General features: G+C 34.8%; 13 protein-coding genes. 11 read left to right on the forward strand and 2 right to left on the reverse strand.

The genetic code is table 11. The features are described from left to right. Nucleotides 1-9: 9 nt before the first annotated feature. The 11 genes from HFC68_RS00755 to HFC68_RS00805 all read left to right on the forward strand — a co-directional run bounded on the left by HFC68_RS00755 (nt 10) and on the right by HFC68_RS00805 (nt 10129). Nucleotides 10-960 carry a thymidylate synthase gene (locus HFC68_RS00755; protein ID WP_011673474.1) on the forward strand — a complete coding sequence of 317 codons (951 nt, stop codon included), beginning with the start codon at nt 10-12 and terminating at the stop codon, nt 958-960. 37 nt (nt 961-997) lie between these two features. After that, nucleotides 998-1474: a dihydrofolate reductase gene (locus tag HFC68_RS00760; protein ID WP_099046115.1), complete on the forward strand. Its 477-nt coding sequence runs from the start codon at nt 998-1000 to the stop codon at nt 1472-1474. 121 nt (nt 1475-1595) lie between these two features. Further along, nucleotides 1596-3047 (forward strand): amino acid ABC transporter substrate-binding protein/permease, encoded by a 1452-nt coding sequence (locus HFC68_RS00765; RefSeq protein ID WP_011673472.1) that lies wholly within the window; start codon nt 1596-1598, stop codon nt 3045-3047. Further along, complete coding sequence (locus tag HFC68_RS00770; protein ID WP_011673471.1) at nt 3044-3781, forward strand: amino acid ABC transporter ATP-binding protein; 738 nt, start codon at nt 3044-3046, stop codon at nt 3779-3781. The genes HFC68_RS00765 and HFC68_RS00770 overlap by 4 nt, the downstream gene beginning before the upstream one ends. Before the next feature lie 236 nt (nt 3782-4017). Then, nucleotides 4018-4863, forward strand: coding sequence for a DegV family protein (locus tag HFC68_RS00775; protein ID WP_011673470.1), 846 nt, complete (start codon nt 4018-4020; stop codon nt 4861-4863). Nucleotides 4864-4927: 64 nt separating this feature from the next. Further along, entirely contained in the window at nt 4928-5845 is a 918-nt protein-coding gene (locus tag HFC68_RS00780; protein ID WP_023440465.1) for an SGNH/GDSL hydrolase family protein, read from the forward strand. 8 nt (nt 5846-5853) lie between these two features. Beyond that, nucleotides 5854-6444, forward strand: coding sequence for a YpmS family protein (locus tag HFC68_RS00785; RefSeq protein WP_011673468.1), 591 nt, complete (start codon nt 5854-5856; stop codon nt 6442-6444). 11 nt (nt 6445-6455) lie between these two features. Further along, nucleotides 6456-6680: a YozE family protein gene (locus HFC68_RS00790; protein ID WP_002833189.1), complete on the forward strand. Its 225-nt coding sequence runs from the start codon at nt 6456-6458 to the stop codon at nt 6678-6680. Between the two features lie 47 nt (nt 6681-6727). Further along, entirely contained in the window at nt 6728-8098 is a 1371-nt protein-coding gene (locus HFC68_RS00795; protein WP_372237473.1) for a S41 family peptidase, read from the forward strand. A 192-nt stretch (nt 8099-8290) separates the two neighbouring features. Continuing rightward, nucleotides 8291-9628 carry a Na+/H+ antiporter NhaC family protein gene (locus HFC68_RS00800; RefSeq protein WP_011673466.1) on the forward strand — a complete coding sequence of 446 codons (1338 nt, stop codon included), beginning with the start codon at nt 8291-8293 and terminating at the stop codon, nt 9626-9628. A 147-nt stretch (nt 9629-9775) separates the two neighbouring features. Continuing rightward, nucleotides 9776-10129, forward strand: coding sequence for an arsenate reductase family protein (locus HFC68_RS00805; RefSeq protein WP_002833185.1), 354 nt, complete (start codon nt 9776-9778; stop codon nt 10127-10129). A 103-nt stretch (nt 10130-10232) separates the two neighbouring features. On the opposite strand, the gene HFC68_RS00810 is transcribed toward HFC68_RS00805, so the two are convergent. Then, nucleotides 10233-11258 carry an aldose epimerase family protein gene (locus HFC68_RS00810; protein WP_011673465.1) on the reverse strand — a complete coding sequence of 342 codons (1026 nt, stop codon included), beginning with the start codon at nt 11256-11258 and terminating at the stop codon, nt 10233-10235. Between the two features lie 48 nt (nt 11259-11306). Then, the gene (locus HFC68_RS00815) at nt 11307-14609 is read right to left on the reverse strand and encodes a DUF5107 domain-containing protein (protein WP_011673464.1); all 3303 of its coding nucleotides are present in this window, start codon (nt 14607-14609) and stop codon (nt 11307-11309) included. Nucleotides 14610-14655: the final 46 nt, after the last annotated feature.

A 14655-nucleotide genomic window follows, 5' to 3' on the forward strand; every position in this document is an offset into this window, starting at 1 on the left:
AAATTTAATATGCTTGAAGAACAATACCTTAATTTGGAAAGATATGTTTTGGAAAATGGGCATCTCAAAGGAGACCGTACCCAAACTGGTACCCTAAGTACTTTTGGATATCAAATGCGTTTTGATTTAAGTGAAGGTTTTCCATTACTAACGACCAAGAGAGTCCCTTTTGGTTTGATTAAGAGTGAGTTACTCTGGTTTTTAAAAGGCGATACCAATATTAGATATTTACTTCAACATAATAATCATATTTGGGATGAATGGGCTTTTAAAAAGTGGGTTGAAAGTGATGAATATCAGGGACCAGACATGACCGATTTTGGTCACCGCTCACTGACTGATCCTGAATTCAATGAACTCTATAAAATTGAAAAACAACGTTTTACAGAACAAATTTTGGAAGATGATACATTTTCTGCTAAATATGGTGATCTTGGAAATGTTTACGGTAGCCAATGGCGAGCATGGAAGACTAGTACTGGTGAGACTATCGATCAAATTTCAAATGTTATTGATATGATTAAGAATAATCCTAACTCAAGAAGAATGATCGTTTCGGCTTGGAATCCTGAAGATGTGCCAACCTCAGCATTACCTCCGTGTCATTCACTATTTCAATTTTATGTGGCTGATGGGAAACTTAGCTGTCAACTGTATCAACGCAGTGGCGATATTTTCTTAGGAATTCCTTTCAATATTGCTAGCTATGCCTTGCTTACAGAATTAATTGCGAAAGCGACTGGTTTAGAAGTGGGAGAATTTATCCATACCATCGGTGATGCTCACATTTATTCTAATCATCTGGATCAGGTTAAAGAACAATTAGAACGTACTCCACGTCCGGCTCCTAAATTGAAATTTAAACAAGTGCATGACAGTATCTTTGACTATGAACCAGGAGATATTGTGGTTGAAGGATATGATCCTCATCCAACCATTAAAGCACCGGTAGCAGTTTAATTTTAAGTCAATTTAGGAGGAATTAAATTTGATTTCAATGATTTGGGCCGAAGATTTGCGTCATGGAATTGGCAAGCAGCAATCTATTCCGTGGCATATTCCAGGTGATATGGCTTTTTTTAAGAAAACCACTAGTGGGAACACCGTAGTTATGGGTCGTAAAACTTTTGATTCAATTGGAAAAGCGTTGCCTAACCGAAAAAATATTGTTTTAAGTCATCATCCAACCTCATTGCCAGATTCTGTAGTTGGCGTGGGTTCATTAAGTGAGCTTCAGGCGATTTTTGAAACCCATCCTAATGAAAAATTTTATATTATTGGAGGAAGTCATTTATACAATGCCTTGTTATCACAAGCTGATGAACTTCTGATAACTAGAATCCAAAAAGATTATCAATGTGAGGTTTTAGCACCTGATATCACCCAAAATGAATTTAAATTGGCTAGCTCAGTTGAACATGAATCAACCGAAAGAAATCCTGCATATACTTTTGAAACATGGATTAGAATTTAATAAACGTTAAAACCTCATTTATTGAGGTTTTTTATTTATCCTCCTTTTCAAAATTAAAATTATATGATATATTTAATCTAATTTTTAATGTTAGGTTATCTAACATAAGTAGGAGGGCATCATGGCAAAGATTAAAAAAACTTTATTGAGCATAGTTTTTAGCATTGTAATTTTATTTGGGTGGTCAGTTTTTAATTCGAATAACGTCAATGCGGATGAGAAAGTGTACGAGATTGGAACTGATGTTACATTTCCACCGTTTGAATTTGCTAATGATCAAAATCAGTACGTAGGGATTGATATGGATATCATTAGGACGATTGCTAAAAACGAAGGTTTTAAAGTAAAGATTAAGCCAGTTGGTTTCAATGCAGCGGTTCAAGCGCTTGATGCCGGGCAATTGGATGGAGTTATTGCTGGAACAACGATTACTGATGAACGTAAACAGAAGATGGATTTTTCGGCCCCATACTTTAAAACTGGGGTGGTGATGGCTGTAGGACAAAACTCATCCATCAAAAATTTCCAAGATTTAAAGGGCAAGCGAGTTGCTATCAAAACTGGTACAGCTGCTGGAGACTATGCTAAAAGTATTCAGAAAAAGTATGGATTCAAAACGGTTACTTTTGATGATTCTAATAACGTCTATAACGACGTGACGACTGGAAATTCAGTGGCATGTTTTGAAGATCAGCCGGTTATGCAATACGCTATTAAAACTGGGGCAAAACTTAAGATCGTTACTAAACCAGCCAATGGCGGTGCTTATGGATTTTCTGTTAAAAAAGGACATAACCAAGAACTATTAAAGAAATTTGATGCGGGTTTAAAGAAAATTAAAAGCAATGGACAGTATAAAAAGATTGTAGCTAAATATTTAGGAGCTTCTGCTGTTGCTTCACAAAAAGCTCATAAAACACAAAATACATTTATTAGTTTATGGAAACAAAATCAAGGCGCATTACTTGGTGGATTAGAACAAACGGTTATTTTAACAGTATTATCAATTTTCTTTGCTACCATTTTTGGGATATTCTTCGGAATGTTAGGGGTTGTCCCAAATAAATTTGCTAATGGAGTTTCGACTACTGTAATTTATATTTTCCGTGGACTTCCTTTGTTAGTTTTAGCCTTATTTATCTATACGGGGGTGCCTAATTTGGTAGGTGAAAAAATTCCAGCATTTGTTGCCGGAATTATTACCTTAACCTTAAATGAAGGAGCTTATACTGCCGCTTTTGTAAAAGGTGGTATTGAAGCAGTAGATGGTGGACAAATGGAAGCAGCACGTTCACTGGGATTACCATATGGAAAGGCGATGCGAAGAGTTATTTTACCGCAAGGATTGAAAATTATGGTTCCATCTTTTATTAATCAATTTATTATTACTCTGAAAGATACTTCGATTCTTTCAATTATTGGAATACTTGAATTAACACAGACAGGTAAGATAATTATTGCACGTAATCTAGAAGGATTTAAAATTTGGACCATGGTAGCACTAATTTACTTGGTCATCATCACATTACTAACGTGGCTTTCAAAATGGGTTGAACGGAGGATGAAGGGATGAGTACAAAAATAGAAGTACAGAACTTAAAAAAATCTTACGGCAGTAACGAGGTTCTGAAAGGATTAGATTTGATCGTCAAAGATAATGAAGTGGTTGTTATGATTGGTCCGTCGGGCTCGGGTAAAAGTACTTTTCTACGTACGCTAAATAAGTTAGAAGAACCGACCGCTGGAAAAATCATTATCGATGGGCATGATTTGAAGGATCCACGGGTTAATATGAATCAGGTTCGTGAAAAAATTGGAATGGTATTTCAACACTTTAATCTATTTAATAATTTGACCGTAGGCGAAAATGTGATGTTGTCGCCGGTTGAATTAGGGAAGATGAGTAAAGCGGATGCCGAGCTTGAGGCACGTGAATTGCTAAAAGAAGTGGGTTTAGAAGATAAATTTAATGCTAAACCCCAATCTCTTTCGGGGGGTCAAAAACAGCGAGTGGCCATTGCAAGAACTCTAGCGATGAAACCAGATATGATTTTATTTGATGAACCGACTTCGGCCCTAGATCCTGAAATGGTTGGAGATGTGTTAGCAGTAATGAAAAAACTAGCTAAGGCAGGGATGACCATGATTGTTGTAACGCATGAAATGGGCTTTGCTAAAGAAGTTGCTGATCGTGTGATTTTTATGGCGGATGGTCATATCATGGAAGAAGGAAAGCCGGAAGAAATTTTTGGTAACCCTCAAAACGAACGGACACAAGAATTTTTAAACAAAATTTTAAACGTTTAATCAATAAAAGGGCTTGAAGTAAAAATAATATTTAATGAGGTTAAATATTATTTTTATCAAGGCTCTTTTTAAATACAAAAATTTTTTGCGGAAAAGTTTGTTTATAGAACAAAAATTTAGAATAGATTGTTATAATTAAAATTGTAAATATGTACGGGGATTCTATAAATGTATATGAAACACGCTTCATGTGAATAGAACTCGGAATAACTATGTAACAAGGAAAGAGTGAAAATATGAGTCAAATTAAAATTGTCACAGATTCATCATGTGGCGTTACTGATGAAGAAATTAAAAAATATGATATTTCAATTGTCCCATTAAGTGTAATGATTGATGATACAGTTTATGTCGAAGGTGAAACCATTACTAATGAAGAATTTATTCATAAAATGGCATCATCTAAGTCACTACCAAAGACTAGCCAACCACCATTAGGTAAATTTGTTGAAATGTTTGATAAATTAGGTGAAGATGGTAGCCAAATCATCAGCTTTAATATGTTAGAGGCAATCAGTGGTACGGTACATACTGCCGAACAAGCTGCTCAACTTAGTAAAGCAGATGTGACTGTGATTGATAGCCAATTCACGGATCGCGCCTTAGCTTTTCAAGTTTTAGAAGCAGCTAAGATGGCTAAAGAAGGTGCCAGCAAAGACGAAATTATCCAGCGAGCAGAATATATCCGAGATCATACCAAACTTTACTTAAGCGTTGTTAACTTGGAAAATTTAGTTAAAGGCGGTCGTCTAAGTAAGATTGGCGGAATGCTGGGAGGTTTACTAAATATTAAGTTATTACTTGAGGTAAAAAATGGTAAACTTGATGTAGCCGGCAAGGTTCGCGGGATGAAAGCCATGAAGAAACTTTGGTCAGATATTTATACTGAAATGCAAGGTAGTGGCAAAATCAAAGGGGTAGGAATTTCACATGTAGAAGCCTTTGATATGGTAGAAGATATGAAGAAACATGTTGGTGAATTTTTCCCAGTTAATGATATTGTTGTACGAGAGACTGTTCCAATTATTGCAACTCATACAGGTATGGGTGCGTTTTGTATCTTATATTACAGTGAAGATTAAAAAGTAGGGCTTAGATCGGGACTAACCGATTTTGGCCCTAATTTATTTTACAGAGAGAGGCATTATGAAAGTAGTCAGAGAAATTTTATTTAGTATCATTGGTATTTCGGTTATCACGCTTTTAATTTTATGGGGGTTGGGCTTTTTTAAAGGAGCTAAGACACCGTCTCAAGTTGCTAACAAAGTCGTACCGACAACCCAGAAAAAAGTTAAAAATCTTAAGATTTTAGCATTAGGTGACTCTCTCACTCAAGGAGTTGGCGATACAAAGAATCAAAGTGGATATCAGCAACGTTTAGCTAAGAAAATTACTAAAACCAAACAGATAAAAAAGGCAACGATTTACGATGAGGGAGTTAGTGGTGAACGTAGTGATCAAATCCTTAAACGCTTCAAAACTACTACTAAAATTCAAAAAGAGGCTGCTAAAAGTGATGTACTTATTGTTACGGCCGGGGGAAATGATCTTTTCCAGAATCTCCAGAAAGATGTTACTGAATCACCTAGTCAAGTTGCCGTAAATGTTAATCGTATTAGTCTTACTTATCAAGACAACTTAGAAAATATTTTTAAATATGCAAGAAAGCTGAATCCCAAAATTAAAATTGTTATGGTAGGAATTTATAACCCATTTTACGTATATTTCCCAAATGTAGTGGCTATCACAGATGCGATAAATACATTTAATACCACAGCAAAAGCCACTGGTGATTATTTTAAGCATGCTACTTTTGTTGATATCAATGCATTATCAGTGGGTCAATATAAGACGCTTAGTCAGCAGCAGCGTTTAAAGAAACAAAGTACCGAGGATGATATTGCGGTTGTTGAAAAGAGTCAACTTGAGAAAAGTAAATTTGATACTAAAGAAAAAAATAATTATTTATCGGATGCAGATCATTTTCATCCCAACGACAAGGGATATGATATGATGGCAGATAAGATCTTTAAGGCCATGGATCGGGCAAGAATTTTCAAGTAGGTGAAGAAATGAATAAATATATGTATCATTTTTGGAAATGGGGATTTTTAGTCCTGCTCTCCATTTTTTTAGCGGGCGGTATTTATGTAACTTTTAAAGCTTCTCGTCCAATTCAGCAAGTTGATGACCAAGTAGTTCGAAGTAGTAACCACTATGATCGAATTCCAATTAAATTAAAGAAAAATCAAATTAATGATCTAAGTGCAGCTTATCTTTCTCAATTTCAAAAAGATGAAGACTTTAATTATGAGTTTAAAATTGGTCAACGCTACGCTATTTTAAGCGGAGAAACTGAAATTTTAGGTAAAAAGATTCAAATTGCGTTAACGATGATTCCAAAGGTTACCAAAAGTGGTAATATCAAACTTAAAGCGCATGGGCTAACGGTGGGAACGCTAAATTTGTCAGCTAAAATTGTTTTGAAATATATTTCACGTAATTATCAACTTCCTAAATGGGTAAGTATTGATGGCGATGAAGCACTTTTACGTTTGAATCAGATCAAAACAACTAATAAAGTCAGCTTCCAAGCTAAAACAATCGATATTGATAAAAACGATTTTCAATTCATAATTAACGTTCCTAAAGCCAATAATTAAGGAGAATGCTAATGAAAAAATCATTTTTTGAATATTTAATGACACAACGCAATCCGCAACCTAATAATGAAGTTGAAGAATTTGCTAACCAAGCTTTTTTTGATCAAGTTTTTCCTAAACAATCACGCGATTTTGATGAGATCAGTAAATATTTAGAGCTCAATGCGGGCTATCTACAAAGTATGTCAATTTTTGATTCAGCGTGGCAAAGATATTTAGAAAGTGAACAGTTTTAATGAAAAAAATAATAGAAAAACATCCGTATTTAACTATCGTATTTTCCATGATTTTAGGAGTTTTAATTACTATTGTCAGTGGTTTAGTATTTTTTGTAGGGATTTTAGGTCATACCGATGGTGAGAAAAATGATTTTAATCGTGTAGCGAGTGTTTATAATCAAATTAATAGTGATTATTATAAAAAAGTCGACACTTCTAAATTAGCTACAGGAGCAATTGATGGAATGTTGAGCACTTTAAATGACCCATTTTCGGACTATTTAACTGATAGTGATGCTACTAGTTTGAATGATAGTGTTTCAGGAGCCTTCGGTGGTGTTGGTATTCAAGTTGTAAAGAAGAATCACCAAATTGAAGTTATGACTACCATTGATGGTACACCGGCCAAAAAAGCGGGTCTGAAAGCCGGAGATGTGATTTTAGAAGTAGATGGTAAGAAATTAACTAATCAATCCCTTTCTAAAGCCACCACCTTAATGCGAGGAAAAGTTGGGACTAAAGTAAAGGTTAAATTGCAGCGAGGAAATGATACCTTTGATAAGGTGCTAACTCGTTCTAAAATTCCAGTTGAGACCGTCACGGCTAAGATGTTGAAGAATAAAGTAGGTTATATAACTATCTCAACAGTGGCTGAAAAAACTTCTAGTGAACTTAAACGGGCGCTTAAACGTTTAGATAAACAGGGAGCTAAATCTTATATTATTGATGTCCGAAATAATCCGGGTGGTCTGATGCAGGAAGCTTTAAAGATGTCTTCGATGTTTTTAAAGAATGGCAAAACTATTATGCAAGTTAAAGCTCGGACTGGTAAAGCAGAAGTATACAAGGCGTCTAAAAAGTATGATGGTGGCTATAAAGTTACTAAACCTACTACAGTTGTTATTAATGGCGAAAGCGCTAGTGCAGCTGAAATTTTTGCTGCAGCTTTACACCAATCGGCTAATGTTCCACTTGTAGGTTCCAAAAGTTATGGAAAAGGCACCGTTCAAAATATTACCCAATATACAGATAGTGATGAATTAAAGCTAACGATTGCAAAATGGTTAACGCCAAACGGTACTTGGATTCATGGAAAAGGGTTAAAACCAGACTATCAGGCTGATTATCCTGCCATGGCATACATTACAGAATTTGATCAGAAAAAAACGTACTCCGTGGGAGAGAGCAATTCAGATATTAAAAATATTCAAATTGCCTTAAAGGGATTAGGTTACTATGATGATAAAATTTCTAAAGAGTATACTGAGAAAGTCAAGCAGGCAGTGGAAGCTTATCAAGAAAAGAATCAGCTAGCTGTTACTGGAAAAGTTGATGCGAAGACAATGCGTTCAATCGAACAGAATGTCATTAAAACTTTAGCTAAAAATGATCCTGCTCTAGAAAAAGCGCAAAAAGTTATGAATGACGAAAAATAAATTGATTTAAGGCCCTACAGTTGTAGGGCCTTTTTGATTGGAATTTTTGAACTAATTTAAATATGGTAACGTTTTATTCAAACTTTCTAACAAAAAGTCAGCATTTTTAACAGTTTTTGGTTTTAATTTACGGAAGATAGTAGTAAGTTAAATATATCTGTTTTAATCATAGTATGATAGGAGTTTTGAGTAATGGAAAAAGAAACGCGGAAAAATTACGGGGCAGCAGGGTTGCTTCCGCTACTAATTTTTTTGCTACTATATGTTGGATGTTTAGCCGTTTTTACAATTAAAGGCGCTAAAGATCCTTCTTCATACATGCCACGCCAAGTGGCCATTTTAATTGCATTAGTATTTGCACTAATATTTTTTGAACCTCGCAGTAAATTCAGTAAAAAAATGGACTTATACCTAAATAATGCTGGAAATGCAGGGGTGATGAATTTAGCTTTAATCGTTATGATGGCCGGTGGTTTCTCATCCGCCGTAACCCTTTCAGGGGGACAATCCTCAATTGTTAATTTAGGTGTTTCCTTGATTCCTAGTCAATTCTTAGTTCCAGGTATCTTTTTAATTTCAGCAATTATTTCGCTTTGTATTGGTACCTCAACGGGAACCATCGTTACGATGGCACCCGTTACATTTTCTCTGGTAGCCGCTGCCCATTTGAATGCAGGGATGGCAGGAGCGGCTGTAATTACCGGATCATATTTTGGTGATGGGTTATCTATGATTGGTGGAACTACTATCTCGGCAGCTGCTGGAGTTGGTTCACCTATGAAGGATAAATTCTTGTGGCAAATTAAAATTGCGACACCAGCTGCAATTTTAACTATTATCGCCTATACTTTGATGAGTTTAAATAATGGTGGTGCCCATCATATTGCCGCCGGAAGCTATAATATTATTACAATTTTGCCTTACCTAGCTGTTTTAGTGTTAGCTGCCGTTGGGATGGATGTGGTCATTGTACTAGCGTTAGGAACGGTTATGGCAAGCGCAATTGGAATTTTTCTTGGAAAAGCGAATATTTTTGATTGTGCGAAGGCAATTGGAAACGGAATGGAAAGCATGTTCTGGTTAGCTATTTTTGCAATGATGGTCAATGGGATGGTTGCGTTAATGCGTTATTATGGTGGAATTGACTGGTTGGTGCATGTCTTTACTAAACGTATTCATAGTAAAGCTAGTTGTGAAGCTTTAATTGGAATCTTGAGTTTCTGTGTAACCGGAGCAATTGTAAATAATAACATTTCAGTTCTAATTACTTCACCCATTGCTAGAGAACTCGGTGATGAATATAAAGTTGATCGTAAAGTGTTAGCAGGAATTATTTCCATCTTCGCGGTAACTGCCTCAATGGTAATTCCACAAGACTCTGCAATGATGATGACTCTTCAATTAGCCGGTAAGAGTACTAATTATCTGGATTTGATTCGTTATATGTTCTACCCGGTAATCTTGATGGCACTAACATTTGGGATTAATTATTTTTCAGCCAAAAAGAGCACTTTAAGTAAAGCTGAATAGTTAAAAAGACGATTAGGATCGTCTTTTTATTTTTAAATAAAATAAATCCAGAAAGAGTTTTATTTCTCTTACTATTACTAATACTATAAAAATTATAGTATTATGAATGCAAATTGAAGTTTCTCAAATTTTATTTTAGGAGGACACATGACAACTTTTTATTGTTATTCTAAGTGTAGTACATGCAAGAAAGCCGAAAAATGGTTACAAGAACATGACGTATCCTATGGAAAAATCGATCTAGTTGAACAACCACCGACTAAAGAACAAATGCTAAATATTTTTTCCAAGAGTAATCAGAAATTACGCTACTTTTTTAATACTAGTGGAATCGATTATCGCAAAATGGGACTTAAAGATAAAGTAGAAATGATGACGAAAGAACAGGCTGCAACATTAATGTCCAAGAATGGTAAGTTAATTAAACGTCCGTTAATGGTCGACGATACTAAAGTCACTTGTGGATTTAATGTAGGAGTGTATGAAGAGAATTGGATTTAATATAATGAAAGACACACGGTTGTACTAAAAATAAGAGTTGGATTTCTGTAGTTTATTCAGAAATTCAACTCTTATTTTATATGGAATACGATTAATTAAGACATCAAAATTCTATACACCAACTAGTTCGACTATAAAATTTTTGATATGGTAGCAACACAATTGAAGACAAAGATTCATCATTACTTGGTGGAAATTGGGTCTCTAAAGCAACTCCACCATATTGGCCAATATTCTGTGCAAATCCACTATTATTAAAATGGTTACCAGTATAAACAACAATTGATGGGGCAGTTGTTTCCACACTCAATCTACGCTGATGATCTAAGCTTTCTAATACTGCTGCAATATTATTATTTCGGTTGAGCAAGAAAGGATGATTAAGTCCTAATTGTTCTCTTATTTGTGAATCTAAAGAAGTAATTGCTTTACCAAGTAATTTGGGTTTTCGAAAATCAAATGGAGTATTAGTGACTGATTTTTGTTCGCCGGTTGGAATACTATTTTTGTCCAGTGGTAAATAATAGTCAGCATCTAAAGTTAGATATTGGTCTAGTATATCTTTACCGCTATTTAGATTAAAATAGCTATGATTTGCTGGATTACATAAAGTTTTTTTATCTGAAATAGCTTCTATTTCATAAATTAATGTATTTTCGTTTGTTAACGTGTAAGTTACATAAATGCTTAAATTCCCAGGATAGTTATTATAATTATCCGGATCTAATAGATGTAATTTAAGGATACTACAGTTTTCATTTTCTTTAATAGTAAAGCCGAATACTTGCGTATCGAATCCTTTTGATCCCCCATGTGCATGATTAGGGTCATCATTTAATTCAAATTGTATTGTGTTATCTTCATCTTGCCAGTGACCATGTGCAATTCTACCAATAACTCTACCAACAGTACCACCGAGATAATTCCGTTCTTTATCATAATATTCTGGGCGTTCTAAACTTAAAATAATGTTGTCCTTTTCAGATGTTCGACCAGGTACAAAAAAATGTTCAAGAGTTGCACCATAATTTAAAATATCAACTTGAACACCATTTTTATTAAACATAGAAATACGATAGTAATTTTTATCATCTAGTGTTTGGTATTTATTAACTAAAGTATGTTTCATTTCGAAATTCCTCCAATTAATAAAAGCACTCACATGAGTGCTTTTATATTATAAACTAAATTTTTTGAACGAACAGTGTCTGAGCATCCCTTGATGATTATTAGTCAATTCAGTTATTTTATCCATCATTGTATGAGCTTTATCCACTTGATTTAATCCGAGGTATCCTAATGCGATTAGGTAATAACAGTCGATGACATTAAGTGACTTATGATCATCTTTGAATAGCAGGGCATCAGGTAATGATACAGCGAAGTAATCCATTTCGATATTGTCGAAAATATGTTTTTCACCATAACTAATTAATGCGTGAAATTTACCATTTGCTTCTTTTGTCTGACCTAATTGTTCAAAGGCTAATCCTTGATAAAAAATCGTATCTGATGGTTGATCGTTGTAATACATAGCACTAGATGGTTTTTCCAATCCTTGAGTAGCTAATCTAAGATGCTCATTAGCTTGTTGAGTATCGTTAATTTGTTTGTAAGCATAACCTAGGTAGAAATCGATAACATTATTGTTTGCCGTAGGAAGTTTTCCTTCACCCAGTGAGCGTGGATAAACTAAAGCACGATTAAGTTTTTCAATTGCAGTCGTATAATTTTCGTTAGCAATATCTTGTTTTGCAAGTTCAACTAATGCATATTCGTATTGTGAGCTGACTTTACCTTCGCCACCTTCCCAAGGGTGGAAGATGCGATCCATTAACTTTTGATAAGCTTCTTTGTATCTACCAGTTTCGTTCAATAAAGTAACTAGTTGAATGTAGCTATCGTCGCGTTGCTCGACCAGATCCAAATATTTTTCAAGAAAGGCTAGGCGATCCGTTAAAGAATGGTTCATTTTTTGATACAAAGAATCCAGTTCAAAAACAAGCCGTGCATTTTTAGGATCTAATTTAAATGCTTTTTCTAAATATTCTAAGGCTTTCTTAGGTTGGTTAGTCTTGTTGTAGTAGACGATTGAAAGATTTCGGTAAGACATTGCGTAATCAGGATCAAGTTTGACTGATTTTTCCCATAAAGCCTGAGCTTTTTGATATATACGACGATCATAGTATAAATTACCAAGATAGTAGGGTGCTAAGCCATCTTTTGGATTGATATTTTGAATATATTCCAAAATGATAACGTCGAACAGACGATTTGGGAAGATATAGTCAGGAGATAGACTAGCTCCAAGTTTTGCTGAAGCAAGAGCTTGTTCTTGCGAATCCAATTTAGAGTATATATAAGATTCATAATAAGATTTTAATGGATTATCATCTTTGTAAATGTTCAAGGCCGATAATGCATCAGCATATTGTCCAGTTTCAAGATAAAGTTGAACTAAATCTAAAACATCATTTAAGCGAGTATCAATGAAATGTTTTAACGTATCTAAGTAATCTGGATTAATTTTTGAATATTCGAATAATACCGCTGAAGCACTGTTATCGATTTCCAAACTATCTTTTAAAAGTTTTTCAGCTTGATCGGATTTCATCAAAATTAAAATATGAGCCTTGATTGCTCGAGCTGTTAAATCATTATAGTTAAATAATAGTGCTTGATTAATAAATTTAAGAGCATTGTCTAAATCATTTTCGCGAATCTTTATTTTAGCCATTGCCACAAAACTAACTGATTTTGTATCTGCAGACCAAGTTGCTTTGTAAAAAGCATCGTATGCTTCAGCATATTTCCCTTGCTTTTCAAGGCTTAGTCCAAGATGATAACTTGGGAAACCAGATACTGGGTTAGTATTATGATTGTTTTGACGTTCTAAAGCACGTCTAAAGTATTTTTCACTTTCTACAAACAATCCTTGACGGTAGAGTAGGAGACCGTACGCATCATTGATTCGTTTATCGAATTTATCCCGTTTAAGTCCTTCCAGATAGTAGTCTTCAGGTCTGAAACTAGCGTGACGATATTGGTCAAGATGTTGTCCTGCATTGAATAGTTCGTCGTTAGTTTTAATATCTTTAGGATTAGGAATTGCTTTAGCAGCATCTGGAATCGCTTCGATTTTTTCAGGTTCGGGTTTGTATTGCACCAAAATATTTCCATCTGGATCAAGTACTTTTAATGTTAATTCATGCAATTTAAACTGATCATTTTGAATGGTTGTTACAAAAGTTTCTATGGGACTTAATGTAGTTTTTTCGTCAAGTAGAACTTCGTTTTCTTTTTCTAAAATGATTTGTACATTTGAAAATTCTGATGTTGCATATGCTGCAATTGAGATTGTATCTCCGTCTTTTTCTAAGTTAACTGCGGCATCAATCGTAGCATTTTTAACTGCTCCTACAGCTTTATAAGGCATAAAGTATTCAGTACTATGCTTTTCTTCATGAGGATTAAGCCAAGAGAAGTCGGGTTGATTATCGGTGAAAGTACCAACCATCAATTCGATGTATGGTCCATCGCTATCGGTTAATTGATGATCCCAAGATTGTCCAAAATCACCATGTCCCCAAGTCCATTGCTTTTTGCCAGGTGAAGTATGGTGGTCAGCTACGTGAAGAAGTCCAGCTTTTTTCTGGTGGTCATAATTACCTAAAAAGTCGTATTTTGATTTGGCTGCCATGTAAGAAGTAGGTACAGGTACATTTTTGTAACGAGAAATATCAACGCCTTCTGAGTAATCAACTTTATAATATTCACCAGTTGCAATTGGAAAATCAGAAACTGCACGTTTTCCGTGATCAAAAACAGCATTAACATCTGGCGGAAAGATTGATTGAGTGTTTTCGTTTACAGGTACTGCCGGATTAGCCCACCACAAGAAAGTCTGTGGTAAATCAGTTGGATTTGAAAAAGTTTCATCAACTTTCAAATATGCTTTATCAGGATACATAGTGAAACCAACTAAAATTTTTGTGCCATTCATTTGATCTATATCACTCATCCAGATTGTTTTAGAACCGTCTGAATTAATCTTAGTGTAATAATTCACTGGAGAAAAAGTATCTGGCCGGTGATGTTGTGGCCAATTGAATTCGATTCCTCCAGAAATCCATGGCCCAGCCAGACCAACAAGTGCTGGCTTAATAACGTGATTATAATAGACAAAGTCGTAATTATTAGTTTTATCTAACATTCGATAAATTCGTCCACCTAATTCGGGTAGGAAAGTAACCTGGATATACTTATTTTCTAAGATAACGGCTTTATATATCTTGTCATGTTTTTCATCAAAGACACGTTCGGTTACCGGAAATGGATAAGTCTTACCACTACTTCCTTGATATACTCGATCTTCTAAAAACATCGGATTTTTTTCTGGCTTAGCGATTCCATAGGTTGGAATCGTTAAGTCTGTTTCTTTTAGAATAACTGGTTCATTTAACGTAATATCAGTAGTCATATAAAACAGCTCCTTTCAAATTTACGTTTTAAGGGTATAATAGAAA

Origin of the sequence: Pediococcus sp. EKM201D, from assembly GCF_011800215.1 — a bacterium.
Classification (GTDB): domain Bacteria; phylum Bacillota; class Bacilli; order Lactobacillales; family Lactobacillaceae; genus Pediococcus; species Pediococcus pentosaceus.